Here is a 13,585-nt window from a genome sequence, read left to right as displayed (position 1 = left end):
TACCTTTCAGGAGGGGTGATGGGTGTGTACTGCGGGAGGGTCAAGCTGTGGGGGTGAGCACCGAGGCGGCCCACGCACGAATCGCAGGTGCGATGTCTTCGAGCGTCGTGCCGCGCATGGTCGGCGACTCGGGCGAGGTCTCGGCGGTGGCGCCGACGAGTGCCGTCGCCGCGCCGACGGCCTGGGCGGGCGCGAGATCGAAGGCGAAGATGTCGCCGATCGAGAGCACCGGTCCGTCGGCGAGTGCCGCGCGCAGGATCGGTTCGAGCCCGGCCGGCTTGCCGACCGTGAAATGCAGCGCGGCGAACCGGTCGGCGATGCCCCAGGCATCGAGCAGTTCGCGCACCCCCTGGTCGGGTGCGTTGGTGGCGAGGATGATGCGGATGCCGGGATCGAGCGCATCGAGCAGCTCGAGCAGGCCGGGGGCCGGCGAGACGGGGGCATCCGCCGTTCCCAGCCGGGTGCGACTGTGGGCGTAGGCGGCGTTGAGCGTCTCGTCGTCGACACCGTCGGCGCGGGCGAGGGTTCCGACGACGTCGTAGCCGTCGCGCAGATCGGACTCTCCCCGGGCGTGCCTGTCGAGTTCGACGTGCACGCGGGCCAGGTAGTCATCAGCAGCAGCTTCGGAGGCGTACCGTGCGTATGCGAGGACGGGGCCGTCGCCGACGGCGAGGGTGCCGTCGAAGTCGAAGATGATGCTGGGGGTCACACGCGCTCCTTTGTTTGGACAGTACGTCCAGACTAGACCGCAGTTGTGGACGCACCGTCTACTAGGAGGTGAACATTCGGTTACGCCCCCTCCGATGCGGCCGCATTCCAGCGCAGGCGCGGCTCCGCCACGAACTCCGCGACGACAGCATCCGCGTCGCCGGAGAAAGGGAACGTCGTGATCAGGCGCCAGACCCCCTCGACGCGGATGCCATAGATCAGCGCGTGCACGGACGATGCGTCCGCACGCACAAGCACCACACGGGCGTCCAGGCCGCCAAGGCGCACATCACCACGCGCGACCCCACCGTCGCCGGGCGCTTCGAGATACGGCAGCGCAGCCGCGGTGACCCGCTGCAGAGGCGTCGTCGCGCCGACATCGCTCAGATGAAAGGCATCCGGCGCATGACCGAGGGCGAGCGCCAGCTCGCCGTCCTGCCACCGGTCGCGCTTGCGCCCATAGGGCGTCATCACCTCAGAGAACCAGTAGCCGTACACGTGCAGCACACCCGCATTGCCGACCGGGTAGTGCGCGTCGATGCCGGCCGCGGCGTGCAGCGCATCGAACACATCGACCTCGATGACGGGTCCGCCGGTGTTCTCGTCGATCACCGTCGACAGCCCCCAGGTGGCGAAGCGTCCGTGTCGCGCGTCGGCAGCGATGAAGGCCAGCGCCCGTGCGAGTTCAGGGCGCGACGAAGCAGGGTCCAGCACGGTGATGATCAGCCGCGCACGTTGCCGTTCGAGCAGGTCTGCACGGCCGCGGAGTTGCCCTTGATCGAGTCGGGCAGGGCGACGACGTCCGTCGGCTCGCCGCTCGGCGCAGGCGTCGGCGTCGCGGTGGCGTCACCGCCCTCGACGGGATCCTTCACCACGACACCGTCGCTGGCCGTGTTCTCGTGCGTGATCTGCAGCTGCTTGTTCGCCGAGATGGCGTCCCAGAGAGCCGTCGCCGCCGCAACATCGGGAACAACCTTGTTCGGGTCACTCGGGTCGTCGACGGCGGGGTACTGCACGAACACGATGTCTTCGAACGGCACGCTCTTGACGGCCAGTGCGATCTGCACGATCTTCATCGGGTCTGCCAGCGATGTGGAAGCCTCGACGTTGCTGAGCGCCGTATCGGCCAGTCGAAGCATGACCGGCACATTGCCGAGCACCTCGCCGCTGATCATCTTGCGCGCCAGACTCGACATGTACTGCTGCTGGTTGCCGATGCGACCCAGATCACTGCCGTCGCCGACGCCCTTACGGGTGCGCAGGAACTGCAGGGCCTGAAGACCCTGCACGGTGTGCTCTCCCGCGGCGAGGTCCAGCCCCGTCGCGCTGTCCTTGATCGGGTTCGCGAGGCAGACATCGACGCCGCCGATGGCATCCGTGATCTCGATCACACCGCCGAAGGTGAGCTTCGCGGCGAACTCGATGTCCTCACCCGTCAGCGTGGAGATCGTCTTGGCGACGCAGTTCAGGCCGCCCTTCTCACCACCGTGCTCGTAGGCGGCGTTCAACGGCTGCTTGCTCATGGCAGATCGGGTGGTGCCGTTGGCGTCGGTGCACTCCGGGATCCCGACCATCAGATCACGCGGAAAGCTGACCGCGGTGACCCTGCGAGGCTCGGCCGAGACGTGCACCAGCAGGTTCACATCGTTGAGCGTCGCGTCTCCCGTGCGTTTCTCACAACGCTCGCCGAACAGGTGCGCGTACTTGTCCTCGCACGTGTCGACACCGGTGAGCAGGATGTCGAACCCGCCCTCGTAGGCGGCGATGTCCGGCGGCAGCTCCTTCTGCCCGTCCAGCTCGACGGCATTGGCGCTGACCGATCCGGTCAGACTCGCCGCGACGAAACCGAGCACCCCGACTCCGCTGACGAGCACGACGACGACGGCGATGCCGACCAGCTTCAGCAGCTGGTTGACCGCCGATGGCGAGTTCAGCTGACCGTGGCGCGCGACCGGGCGCCGACGTGTGCTCGACTTGCTCACTCAATGCCTTTCACCGGAGGGCAGGGATACCCGCAATGTAGCGCGCCACCCTGAGAGAAACCCCGTGACCGCGACCGGCCCGCCTCAGTCGGCGAAGGGCACCGGGTATGGGTTGCGGCGGGGAAGGATGGCGCCGACATCGAGCAACCAGGCATCGAGTCCCGCCGCGAGTTCGGCGACGGACTCGGGGTCGGATGCCGCCAGATCGGTCGTTTCGCCCGGGTCGGCGGCGATGTCGAAGAGGCGCTGTGCTCCCGTCTCGAGGTCGCGCACCAGTTTGAGTGCGCCGTGTCTCACGGCGACGGTCGGCTTCCCACCCTGGTTGGCGTAGTGCGGGTAGTGCCAGTACACGGGCGGCGCCACGTGCCCCGGCTCGTCACGCACGACGCGCGCGAGGCTGGTGCCATCGACGTGCTGCGCGGGTAGCGCATCGAGGCCGGCGAGCTCGAGCAGCGTGGGGTAGATATCGGGCGTCGAGGTGATGGCATCCGACGTGCGCCCGCTCCCCTCGACGCGCGGATCGACGACGATCAGGGGCACGCGCGTGCCGCCGTCATGGATCCACCCCTTGCCCTCGCGCAACGGCAGGTTGCACGTCGGCGACCCCTCGGCGGTCGACAGACCGCCGTTGTCGCTCGTGAACACGATGATCGTGTCGTCGGCCTTGCCCGTGCGCCGCAGTGCGTCCATCAGTCGACCGATGTTGTCGTCGAGGTTCTCGATCATCGCCGCATACCCGGTGTCGCTCTGCGCAATGCGACGGCGCACCCGGCGTCCGCGCAGATGCCATGCGGTCATCTCTTCGCCCTCGACGATGTCGCCCGCGACGTCGCGTCCGTTCAGCTTGGCCTCGTACTTGTCGATGAGGGACGGCGGCGACTGGATCGGGGTGTGCACGGCGTAGTGCCACAGATTCAGGAAGAACGGTCGATCATCGGCCGATTCGATCAACGCGATGGCCTCGTCGGTGAGCCGATCGGTGAGGTACTCGCCCTCGGGGCCGTCGGCGAGCCCGCCCAGACCGTAGGGGCTGAAGTACGACGGCGGATGCCCCACGTGAGAGCCCCCGATGTTCAGGTCGAACCCGTGACGGGTGGGCGCACTGCGGCCGTCACCCAAGTGCCACTTGCCGACGTGCCAGGTGCGGTAGCCGGCGTCGCGCAGCGCCCGTGCGACCGAATACTCGTTCTCAGGCAGCGCGTGCAGGTAGGGCACGTCCGCGAGTGCGCCCACCCCGTGGCCGCCGATCCAGTCGGTGATCCCGACGCGGGTCGGATGCTTGCCGGTGAGCATGCTCGCCCGGCTCGGCGAGCACACCGACGACGCCGCATACGCATCGGTGAACCGCACGCCCTGCGCGGCGAGCGCGTCGATGTGCGGCGTCTCGTAGAAGTCGCTCCCCGTGCAACCGAGGTCACGCCACCCGAGGTCATCGATCAGGATCAGCACCAGATTCGGGGTGTTCACGCGGGACTCCTGTCGTCGTGGGCACGGGTGTTCAAGCGTTGTAGATGTTTGCGCCCCCAGAGTACATCTCCCCTGCGACACGCGATCCTCACATCCAGACTTGCAGTTGCATTTCGTGTGTGTTTATCGTTTAACTAATCACAAATGATCACCGTCGATCAGACTCCACATGCGGGAGCAACGTCGCCGGGCTCGACCGACATCAACGTAGAGAACAGGCGGCACCGTGACTCCCACGAGATCGAACGACGCCCCCGGCGTCGCCCCTCGCACGCCCCCGACGGACGATCCGCAGCAGGCGCTCGACGCCCCGGCACCGCAGAAGCGGCGCAAGGCGGGCGGCTTCCTGCGCAGGCGCGCGGGCTTTTACCTGGTCACGGCGTGGGTCGCGATCACGATCAACTTCTTCATCCCGCGCCTGATGCCCGGCGATCCCGCTCAAACACTGGCTTTGCAGATCACCCGCCAGACCGGGGCGAGCCTCACACCCGAGATGATGGCATCGATCCGCAACCTGTACGGAGACCCGAACGCCAACCTGCTCCAGCAGTACATCGACTACCTGACGAGCATCTTCACACTCGACTTCGGGCTGTCGGTGTCGCGCTACCCCGTTCCGGTCCTCGACCTGATCGCCGAAGCGCTGCCCTGGACCCTCTTCCTTGTCGGCGTGTCCACGATCGCCGCGTGGATCATCGGCACCGCACTCGGCATTCTGGTCGGCTTCCGACCCGGTTCACGCCTCGACACCTGGCTCACCCCTGTGTCGCAGTTCTTCTCGTCGACACCGTCGTTCTGGATCGCGCTGATTCTGCTCTGGGTGTTCGCGCTCACGCTCGGCTGGTTCCCCTCATCGGGCGGCTACGACCCCAATGTGCCGTTCCAGATCAACAACTTCTGGTTCGTGCTGTCGATCTTCGAGTACGCCGCGCTGCCGATCCTCACCGGAGTGTTCGTCGGGTTCTCGGGGTGGATGTTCTCGATGCGCAACATGATGGTCACCACCACCAGCGAGGACTTCGTCACGCTGGCACGCGGCAAGGGCCTGTCGAACAGCCGAGTGATCTTCCGCTATGCGGCTCGCAACGCGATGCTGCCGAACGTCACGGGCCTTGCCACCGCCATCGGCGGCATCATCGGCGGCGTCGTACTCACCGAGATCGTCTTCACGTACCCCGGCATGGGATACCTGCTCTACCAGGCGATCACCACCAAGGACTTCCCGCTGATGCAGGCGATCTTCCTGATCATCGTCCTTGCGGTGCTGGTGGCGAACTTCATCGCCGACTCGCTGTACGTGCTGCTCGACCCGCGAACCAAGGAGTCCTGAGATGCCTCGCATCATGCGCAATCCCAAGGTCGCCGTCGGCATCGGCATCCTGGGCTTCTTCGCCCTGCTGGCGGTGCTCGGTCCGTGGTTCGTCGAGAGTGTCCTGGGCATCAACCCCATCGCCGTCGACTACGAGGCCATCGCCTCGCCGCCTTCGTCCGACCACTGGCTCGGCACGAACATGACCGGCCAGGATGTGTTCGCCCAGCTCATCATCGGAGCCCGCGGCTCGGTGGTGGTCGGCGTACTCTCGGGCACCATCGCGACCGTGCTCGCCGTGCTCGTCGGCACCGCATCCGGGTACCTCGGCGGCAACACGGACCGCACCATCAATGCGATCGTCAACATCCTGATGACACTGCCCGGCTTCGCGCTGCTGTTCATCATCGCCGGCTACGTGCAGAACCCCGGATATGTGCTCGTCGCGATGGTCATCGGCCTGCTCGCCTGGCCCGGCGGCGCCCGCGTCATCCGCTCACAGACGCTCAGCCTGCGTAGCCGCGATTTCACTTCGGCGCTACGCACATCCGGCGAGTCGACCTGGCGCATCATCGTCGTCGAGGTGATCCCGCACCTCTACGGCATCATCTCGGCGATGTTCCTGACCGCGCTCGTCGGGGGCATCTTCGCCGAGGCATCGTTGGCGTTCCTCGGGCTCGGCGACACGTCGGGGATCACCTGGGGAACGATGATCGCGCAGGCTCAGTCCTCCGGGGCGATCCTCCGCGGCCAGTGGTGGTACTTCCTGCCGCCCGGGTTGTGCATCGCTCTGATCGGCTTCGCCACCGCGATGATCAACTTCGGTCTCGACGAAGTCACCAACCCTCGCCTGAACGCGACTCTCGCCGCACGCACCCGGGCCTACACCGCCCGCCAGCGGGCCGAGCGCCGCCGCAACAAGGAGGTCACGGCATGACCGACGCACCCATCCCCCTGCTCAGCGTTCGCGACCTCGATGTCATGTACCTCGGGGTGACCGACGACCAGAACGTCAAAGCGTGTTCCGACATCACCCTCGACGTGCACCGCGGAGAGATCCTCGGAATCGCCGGCGAGTCCGCTTCGGGCAAGTCGACCCTGCTCACCGCGATCACCCGCCTGCAGAACCCACCCGCGGTCACCCCCAAGGGCGAAGTGATCCTGTACGACGAGAAGCACCCGAACGGCATCGACCTCGTGCAGGCCGGCGAGCGCGAGATGCGCGCGCTGCGCTGGTCGGACATCTCGATCGTCATGCAGTCGGCAATGGCCTGCCTGAACCCCGTCACGCGGCTCATTGCGCAGTTCGCCGACACACTTCGCGCCCATCAGCCGCGTATCAGCCGCGCGCAGATCCGCACCCGCACCGCCGACCTGCTGCAGATGGTGGGTATCGCGCCCACCGCGATGGACAAGTACGCCCACGAGCTCTCGGGCGGAATGCGCCAGCGCGCGCTCATCGCCCTGGCTCTCGCCTGCGAACCCGACCTGATTGTGATGGACGAGCCGACGACCGCGGTCGACGTCGTCATGCAGCGCCAGATCCTGACGCACATCCTGCGCCTGCAGGAAGAGCTGGGGTTCGCCGTGATCTTCGTGACGCACGACCTCTCGCTTCTGCTGGAGATGGCCGACCGCGTCGCGATCATGTACGCGGGACGGATCGTCGAACTCGCGCCCGCGCGAACGATCGCCGAGAACCCGCAGCACCCGTACACCCAGGGGCTGCGCAACTCGTTCCCCTCGCTGCACGAGCCGCGTCAGGTGCGGCACGGCATCCCCGGCAGCCCGCCCGATCTGCGCGCGCTGCCGAGCGGCTGCCCGTTCCGCGCACGCTGCCGCGAAGCCGTCGAACAGTGCGGCACAACGCGCCCGGAGCTCGTCGATCTCGGAGTCTCCCGCACGGCATGCCATGTGCGGCACGAGGAGTTCGTCGCGGGCACCGCACTCGCCTCGACAGGAGCCACCCGATGAACACCGCAGAGAGCCCCGTTGTGCTGGCGGCCGACGATGTGACGATCACGTTCGATGGCCGTGACGAACAGGGGCGCCGCACAACGGTCAAGGCCTGCGACGGCGTCAGCCTGGCGCTGCACGCGGGCGAGATCGTCGCCCTCGTCGGCGAGTCCGGTTCGGGCAAGACCACCATCGCCCGTGCGCTCGCGCGCATCCTCACTCCCAGCGACGGCGAGATCCGGCTGCACGGCGCTGCGATCACCAAGCGCACGAAGCGCCTGGAGTACGCCAAGCAGGTGCAATTGGTCTACCAGGACCCGTTCGCCTCGCTGAACTCCCTTAAGACGCTCCGCCACATCCTGGGGCGCGTCATTCGCATCCACCACCCGCAGCTCTCGGGCCGTGACGTCGACGCACGCATCCACGAGCTGCTCGAGCTGGTGGCGCTGACCCCGAGCAAGGACTACATCGACCGCTATCCAACCTCGCTCTCGGGCGGGCAGCGCCAACGCGTGTCGATCGCGCGCGCTCTGGCGGTCGAGCCGAGCGTGATCCTCGCCGACGAGCCGACATCGATGCTCGACGTCTCGATCCGCCTCGACGTGCTGAATTTGCTCGACCGCATCCGCCGCGAGCAGGGCGTCAGCATCCTCTACATCACGCACGACATCGCGAGCGCGCGCTACGTCTCGGATCGGATGTGCGTGATGTATCACGGCCGGATGGTCGAGACCGGTCCGACCGAGGAGCTGATCTCGAACCCGCAGCATCCATACACCCGGCTGCTGCTGGATGCCGCCCCCGATCCCTCGCGCGTGAAGCCGACGCGCGATCCGCAGTCCGTCTGACCCCACCACAACCAGGAGATTCAATGAAGAAGAACAGACTCATCGCGACCGCGGGCGTCGCACTCGCGGCCTCGATCGCGCTGACCGGATGCTCGTTCGACGCCGGTGCCACGACCTCCGACGCCGATACGCCGACCGTGATCAACCAGATCGGCTGGGGCGGCACCACCTGGACGCAGAACTTCAACCTGTTCTCGCCCACCGGCGTGGCCGTGACTCCGGGAACCGCGTACGTGTACGAGCCGCTGATCCGCATGAACCGCGTGTCGGCCGGTGAGATCATGCCGCACCTCGCCACCGAGTGGGGGTTCAACGAAGACGGCACCGAGCTGACCTTCACGCTGCGCGACGACGTCACCTGGGCCGACGGCGAGCCGTTCACCGCGGCCGACGTGGCGTTCACCTGGAACCTCGTCCTGGCCGGCGAGACCCCGCAGGCGTACCCCTTCACAAGCGTCGAGGCGACCGACGAGCACACCGTCACCGTCACGTACGACAAGCAGTCCTTCGCCGACCTGGCGTCGTTCGCCACCCGTCAGATCGTTCCCGAGCACATCTGGTCGGAGCAGAACGTCCGCGAGTGGACGAACCCCGAGCCGATCGGCACCGGGCCCGCCGTGCTCGACAAGTTCTCGCCACAGCAGATCTCGTTCACGCTGCGCGACGACTACTGGGGTGGTGAGTCGGCAGGCGTCGAGACCCTGAACATGCACGCGGTGACCGGCGACGCACGCATGAGCCAGCTGATCTCGGGCCAGATGGACTTCGGCACCTTCGGATGGTCGAACGCCGATGAGGAGTTCATCGCCAAGGACCCCGAGAACAACCTCTACGGTTTCTACCCGACCGGCACGTCGGACGGACTGATCTTCAACACCGAGGTCGCACCCTACGACGACCCGCACGTGCGTCGCGCGCTGCGCGCAGCGCTCGATCTGCAGATCGGCGCCGAGATCGCCGCCGTCGGCTACGACGTCCCGACCCAGGCCGGCGTCTCGGATGTCGTCTACGCCGACCAGCTCGCCGAGGGCACCGAGCAGAAGCAGGACGTCGACGCGGCACTCGCGGAGCTCGAAGACGGCGGCTGGAGCGTCGAGGACGGCAAGCTCGTCAAGGATGGCGAGAGCTTCGAGCTGCGCTACGACGTGTACCAGCCCTACGAGGAGTGGGTGCGCACCGGCACGATCATGGCCGACCAGTGGCGGGAGAACCTCGGACTCGACGTCGCGATCAACCAGATGGCGGATGCCCCGTTCACCGAGGCGAGCAGCACCGGCCAGTTCGGGATGCTGTCGGGCTCGCCGATCTTCGGGTCGACTCCGTACGTGGCGTACAGCTCGATGACCGCTCTCGCCTACAAGCCGATCGGTGAGGCCGCGGTCTACAACCAGGGCCGCTGGCAGAACGCCGAGTTCGACGCTGTCGTCGCCGAGCTGGGTGCGATCGCCCCCGGCTCCGACGCGGCGCGCGCTGCAGAGCTGTCGGCTCAGGCCCAGCAGATCATGGCCGACGAGGCGCCGTTCATCGCCACGGCGACCGCGGGTTGGAAGGCTGTCGCGAACCAGACGCGGTGGACCGGATTCCCGGTCCCCGGCGAGGACGACTACGCCCCGAACCCGACGCTGCCGGCCGACGCGATTCTCACCATCATGAATCTCGAACCGCGCGGCTGATGCCCGCACGGTCGATGGCGGGGCGGTCTCGACTGCCCCGCCATCGGCATACCCGCTCTGTTCTTCCCCGTCATCCCCCTGAGAAAGGCCATCATGTTCACCACCTCCGGCACCCGCTTCCTGCGGGACGGCGAGCCGCACCTGATCGTGTCGGGAGCGTTCCACTACAGCCGCGTGCACCCCGATCAGTGGGCCGACCGGCTGCGCCGTCTGCGCGCGATGGGCGCGAACGCCGTCGAGACGTACGTGCCGTGGAACTTCCACGCGCCCGCTCCTGGCGTGTACGACTTCTCGGGGGCGGCCGATCTGGAGCGCTTCCTCGACACCGCTGCCGCCGAGGACCTCGACATCCTGGTGCGCCCCGGCCCGTACGCTTGCGGTGAGTGGGAGAACGGCGGCTTCCCGGGGTGGCTGCTCGCCGACCCCGGCATGCGCCTGCGCACGAGCAACCCGGCGTACCTCGCCGAGGTCGACCGCTGGTTCGACGAGGTGATCCCGCTGATCGCCGCCCGCCAGTATCCGGAGGGCGGACGCGTCATCCTCGTGCAGATTGAGAACGAGTACGGCTCGTTCGGCGACGACCTGCAGTATCTCGAGCACCTGCGCGACGGATTGCTGGCCCGGGGCATCACCGTGCCGCTCGTGACCAGCGACGGCCCCCGGATGAGCTGGTTGCTCGCCGGCACTGTCGAAGGCGCTCTGCCGACGATGAACTTCGGATCGCGCACCGCCGAGCACCTCGAGACCTTCGCCGCGGAGTTCCCCGACACTCCTCCGATGTGCATGGAGTACTGGCACGGCTGGTTCGACCACTGGGGCGAGCAGCACCACACGCGCGCCCCTGAAGAGGCTGCCCATGAGCTGCGCACGATGCTCGCCGGCAACATGAGCACGAACTTCTACATGGCCGTCGGCGGCACCAACTACGGGCTGTGGAACGGGTCGAACCACGACGGTGTAATCCAGCCGACCATCACCTCGTACGACTACGACGCACCGATCGGCGAGGACGGCTCGCTGTCGCCGAAGTTCCACGCGTTCCGCAGCATCATCGCCGAGTACCTTCCGGTGCCCGAGATGCCCGCCGACCTCGCCGTCGCACCGCCGGCGCTGACGCCGCGAGACCTCCCGCTGACGACGTCGGGCGTGCTGACGTGCGACGACCTGCAGGAGCTCTCGCTGGCCACGGCACCGCAGGTGCCAGGGCTGCGCACCGTCACCGAGCCCGTGCCCGAACCGCCCACGTTCGAACAGCTCGGGTTGGAGCGCGGGATGCTGCTGCTGCGCTCCGAGGTCGCCCACGCGGGCGGCACGGTTCCGGTGCGCCTGCACGACCTGCACGACCGTGCGCACGTGTTCATCGACGGGCGGCTGGTGGGCATCGTCAATCGCGATGAGGGCACTCCCGAGACGCTTGAGATCACCGCCGAGCGGGGTGTGCTGCGTATCGACGTGCTCGTCGAGTCTCAGGGACGCATCAACTTCGGGCCGCTGCTGGGCGACCGCAAGGGGATTCTCACCGGCGTGTGGTGGGGCAACCGCTTCATCAACGGCTGGCGCGCGTACCCGCTCGCCCTGGATGTCGTCGGCGCAGCCGTCTCCGCGCTGTGCACGCAGGACCGCCCGGCGCCGCAGGCCGACGGCCTGACCTATCGACAGTATGAGCTGGCGGTAGGTGCCGACGAAGCGGGCACGGATGCCAACATCTCGACGGCGCAGCGCGGTCGCGGGTTCCTGTGGATCGACGACAGCATGCTCGGGCGGTTCTGGCACATCGGCCCGCAGCAGAGCCTGTACTGCCCCGGCCCGCTGCTGGCATCCGCCGGGTCCCACACCGTCACGGTCCTCGAAACCGACCCCTCACCGACGGTCACGGACGGCGGCATGAGCCTGCTGGCGCGCCCCGACCTCGGCGAACCGGCTCAGCCATGACCGGCGGCCGGCGCCCGAACGTCGTCCTGATCGTCGCGGACCAATGGCGCGGAGACGCGCTCTCTGCGGCAGGGCACCCGGTCGTGCGCACCCCCGTGCTGGACGAGCTCGCCGCACGGGGCGTGCGGTTCGACCGGGCGTACTCCGCGACCCCGACATGCGTCCCCGCCCGTGCCGCGCTGCTGACCGGGCAGTCGCAGGAGCGACACGGTCTGGTCGGCTACGTCGAAGGCGTCGACTGCACGCTGGCCCAGCCCGTCACCCTGCCCGGCGTCTTCCGCGATGCGGGCTATCAGACTCAGGCGATCGGCAAGATGCACGTCTGGCCGCAACGCGCGCGTCTGGGCTTCGACGATGTGCAGCTGCACGACGGGTTCCTCCACCACGCACGTCGGGAGCACGGCGGTCACCTGGAGCCGATCGACGATTACGTGCACTGGCTGCGCCGACAGCCTGGGGTGAGCGCCGACGAGGAGTACTTCGACCACGGCGCCGGATGCAACTCGGTGGTGACCCGCCCCTGGGACAAGGCCGAGCACCTGCATCCGACGAACTGGGTGACCTCGACGGCGGGGCGCTTCCTCGAGCGACGCGACCCCACGCAGCCGTTCTTCCTGTACCTGTCGTACCACCGTCCGCACCCTCCCTACGACCCGCCGGCATGGGCTCTGGAGCAGTACCTGGCGGCCGAACCGCACGCCCCGGTGCGCGGCGACTGGAACGGGGTGTGGGACGCGCATCGCAACGATGGCGGGCATCAGACATCGCTGGGCGACATGCCCGACGACGTCATCCGGCGGGCCAGGGCGGGCTACTACGGGGCGATGGCGCACGTCGATCTGCAGATCGGCCGATTCCTCGAACTGCTGGCGCAGGCGGGCGAGGCCGAGAACACCGTGGTGCTGTTCACCAGCGACCACGGCGAGATGCTCGGCGACCACGACATCTACCGCAAGGCGGTTCCCTATGAGGGTTCGGCCCGCGTCCCGCTGATCGTGGCGGATGCTCCCGCGCGCGCCGTCGGCGCGGCGACCAAACGAGTCAGCTCGGCGTTGGGCGAGCTGCGCGACGTCATGCCCACCCTGCTGGAGCTCGCGGGCATCGAGGTACCCGACACCGTCGACGGAGCCTCGCTCGCCAGCATTGTGACGGGCACCGCGGATGACACCGCGCACCGCGACTGGCTCCACGGCGAGCACGTCTACTGGGGCCAGTCGCTGCAATGGGTCACCGACGGGCGCTACAAGTACGTGTGGGCATCCGGTGACGGGGTCGAGCAGCTGTTCGATCTCGTCGAGGACCCCGATGAGACGACGGATCTGTCGCACGACGAGAGCGCGCGCGACGCGCTGCTCCGGTGCCGTGCGCAGTTGATCGCGGCGCTTCAGGGCCGTCCCGAGGGCTTTGTGCGCGACGGGATGCTGCAGACGGGCGTCGCCGTCTCTGCAGTGCTGCCGCATCTGCACGAGGTGCTCGACGCGGGGTGACCGCCTCGCACCGCACCGCCCGATGAATGAGTGAAGCGCCGCCCCACCGGGCGGCGCTTCACTCGTCTTCTGCGGAGGGTGTGGGATTCGAACCCACGGGACATCTCTGCCCACTGGTTTTCAAGACCAGCTCCATCGGCCGCTCGGACAACCCTCCATCGCTCGATTCGCATCGGGCGATCAAGGGTCGAGTCTATCCGTTTCCCGGCGATGCCGATGCCAG

11 protein-coding genes and 1 tRNA gene are annotated in these 13,585 nt (G+C 67.7%); 7 read left to right on the top strand and 5 right to left on the bottom strand.

The features are described from left to right. Positions 1 to 40: 40 nt before the first annotated feature. The 4 genes from PTQ19_RS02210 to PTQ19_RS02195 all read right to left on the bottom strand — a co-directional run bounded on the left by PTQ19_RS02210 (position 41) and on the right by PTQ19_RS02195 (position 4,157). On the bottom strand, positions 41 to 709 hold the full coding sequence (locus tag PTQ19_RS02210; protein ID WP_274368283.1) for an HAD family hydrolase: 669 nt from the start codon (positions 707 to 709) through the stop codon (positions 41 to 43). An 80-nt stretch (positions 710 to 789) separates the two neighbouring features. Beyond that, on the bottom strand, positions 790 to 1,422 hold the full coding sequence (locus tag PTQ19_RS02205; protein WP_274368282.1) for an amino acid deaminase: 633 nt from the start codon (positions 1,420 to 1,422) through the stop codon (positions 790 to 792). Between the two features lie 8 nt (positions 1,423 to 1,430). After that, complete coding sequence (locus PTQ19_RS02200) at positions 1,431 to 2,690, bottom strand: LCP family protein (RefSeq protein ID WP_274368281.1); 1,260 nt, start codon at positions 2,688 to 2,690, stop codon at positions 1,431 to 1,433. Positions 2,691 to 2,774: 84 nt separating this feature from the next. Next, entirely contained in the window at positions 2,775 to 4,157 is a 1,383-nt protein-coding gene (locus PTQ19_RS02195) for a sulfatase (protein ID WP_274368280.1), read from the bottom strand. 226 nt (positions 4,158 to 4,383) lie between these two features. Between PTQ19_RS02195 and PTQ19_RS02190 the strand changes: the two genes are divergently transcribed. The 7 genes from PTQ19_RS02190 to PTQ19_RS02160 all read left to right on the top strand — a co-directional run bounded on the left by PTQ19_RS02190 (position 4,384) and on the right by PTQ19_RS02160 (position 13,362). Continuing rightward, positions 4,384 to 5,487, top strand: a complete 1,104-nt coding sequence (locus PTQ19_RS02190) for an ABC transporter permease (RefSeq protein ID WP_224817192.1) — start codon at positions 4,384 to 4,386, stop codon at positions 5,485 to 5,487. Position 5,488: 1 nt separating this feature from the next. Beyond that, positions 5,489 to 6,403 carry an ABC transporter permease gene (locus tag PTQ19_RS02185; protein WP_206821137.1) on the top strand — a complete coding sequence of 305 codons (915 nt, stop codon included), beginning with the start codon at positions 5,489 to 5,491 and terminating at the stop codon, positions 6,401 to 6,403. Then, complete coding sequence (locus tag PTQ19_RS02180; protein WP_274368279.1) at positions 6,400 to 7,440, top strand: ABC transporter ATP-binding protein; 1,041 nt, start codon at positions 6,400 to 6,402, stop codon at positions 7,438 to 7,440. Before PTQ19_RS02185 ends, PTQ19_RS02180 begins: the two co-directional genes overlap by 4 nt. Continuing rightward, positions 7,437 to 8,270 (top strand): ABC transporter ATP-binding protein, encoded by an 834-nt coding sequence (locus PTQ19_RS02175; protein ID WP_224817191.1) that lies wholly within the window; start codon positions 7,437 to 7,439, stop codon positions 8,268 to 8,270. Before PTQ19_RS02180 ends, PTQ19_RS02175 begins: the two co-directional genes overlap by 4 nt. Positions 8,271 to 8,293: 23 nt before the next feature. Further along, a complete protein-coding gene (locus PTQ19_RS02170; RefSeq protein ID WP_274368278.1) occupies positions 8,294 to 9,943 on the top strand; it encodes an ABC transporter substrate-binding protein in 1,650 nt (549 codons plus the stop codon). A gap of 93 nt (positions 9,944 to 10,036) precedes the next feature. Then, positions 10,037 to 11,875, top strand: a complete 1,839-nt coding sequence (locus tag PTQ19_RS02165; protein WP_274368277.1) for a glycoside hydrolase family 35 protein — start codon at positions 10,037 to 10,039, stop codon at positions 11,873 to 11,875. Next, positions 11,872 to 13,362, top strand: a complete 1,491-nt coding sequence (locus tag PTQ19_RS02160) for an arylsulfatase (protein WP_274368276.1) — start codon at positions 11,872 to 11,874, stop codon at positions 13,360 to 13,362. Before PTQ19_RS02165 ends, PTQ19_RS02160 begins: the two co-directional genes overlap by 4 nt. Positions 13,363 to 13,434: 72 nt before the next feature. Here the strand turns inward: PTQ19_RS02160 and PTQ19_RS02155 are convergent. Continuing rightward, a tRNA-Ser gene (locus PTQ19_RS02155) sits at positions 13,435 to 13,519 on the bottom strand. Positions 13,520 to 13,585: the final 66 nt, after the last annotated feature.

The sequence above is a fragment of the Microbacterium esteraromaticum genome (assembly GCF_028747645.1).
GTDB lineage: Bacteria > Actinomycetota > Actinomycetes > Actinomycetales > Microbacteriaceae > Microbacterium > Microbacterium esteraromaticum_C.
Note: the sequence above shows the minus strand (reverse complement) of the source record. Positions and strands in the feature narration are given on the sequence as shown.

Bases quoted from the DNA above. Each gene is read 5' to 3' on its own strand.
- PTQ19_RS02160 (WP_274368276.1), top strand. From the start codon at position 11,872: ATGACCGGCGGCCGGCGCCCGAACGTCGTCCTGATCGTCGCGGACCAA.
- PTQ19_RS02170 (WP_274368278.1), top strand. From the start codon at position 8,294: ATGAAGAAGAACAGACTCATCGCGACCGCGGGCGTCGCACTCGCGGCC.
- PTQ19_RS02180 (WP_274368279.1), top strand. From the start codon at position 6,400: ATGACCGACGCACCCATCCCCCTGCTCAGCGTTCGCGACCTCGATGTC.
- PTQ19_RS02165 (WP_274368277.1), top strand. From the start codon at position 10,037: ATGTTCACCACCTCCGGCACCCGCTTCCTGCGGGACGGCGAGCCGCAC.
- PTQ19_RS02185 (WP_206821137.1), top strand. From the start codon at position 5,489: ATGCCTCGCATCATGCGCAATCCCAAGGTCGCCGTCGGCATCGGCATC.
- PTQ19_RS02175 (WP_224817191.1), top strand. From the start codon at position 7,437: ATGAACACCGCAGAGAGCCCCGTTGTGCTGGCGGCCGACGATGTGACG.